1 rRNA gene is annotated in these 573 nt (G+C 53.6%); it reads left to right on the forward strand.

The features are described from left to right. Nucleotides 1-573: ribosomal RNA gene (locus L691_RS0122155) — 23S ribosomal RNA — on the forward strand; the annotation flags it as partial.

Raw genomic sequence — 573 nt, forward strand, 5'->3', positions numbered from 1 at the left:
TAAGTACGTGGGCGTAGACCCGAAACCGGGTGATCTACCCCTGTCCAGGGTGAAGGTGCGGTAACACGCACTGGAGGCCCGAACCCACGAACGTTGAAAAGTTCGGGGATGAGGTGGGGGTAGCGGAGAAATTCCAATCGAACTCGGAGATAGCTGGTTCTCCCCGAAATAGCTTTAGGGCTAGCCTCGGTGAATGAGAGTAATGGAGGTAGAGCACTGATTGGGTGCGGGGCCCGCAAGGGTTACCAAGCTCAGTCAAACTCCGAATGCCATCTACTTGTCGCCGGGAGTCAGACAGTGAGTGCTAAGATCCATTGTCAAAAGGGAAACAGCCCAGACCATCAGCTAAGGTCCCCAAGTGTGTGTTAAGTGGGAAAGGATGTGGAGTTGCACAGACAACCAGGATGTTGGCTTAGAAGCAGCCACCATTGAAAGAGTGCGTAATAGCTCACTGGTCGAGTGACTCTGCGCCGAAAATGTAACGGGGCTAAACACACCACCGAAGCTATGGCTTGATGCTTTGCATCAGGGGTAGGGGAGCGTTGTATGCGGGTGGAAGGTTGATCGTGAGGA

It is taken from the genome of Paenibacillus zanthoxyli JH29, assembly GCF_000520715.1.
In the GTDB taxonomy this organism is placed as follows: domain Bacteria; phylum Bacillota; class Bacilli; order Paenibacillales; family Paenibacillaceae; genus Paenibacillus_AQ; species Paenibacillus_AQ zanthoxyli.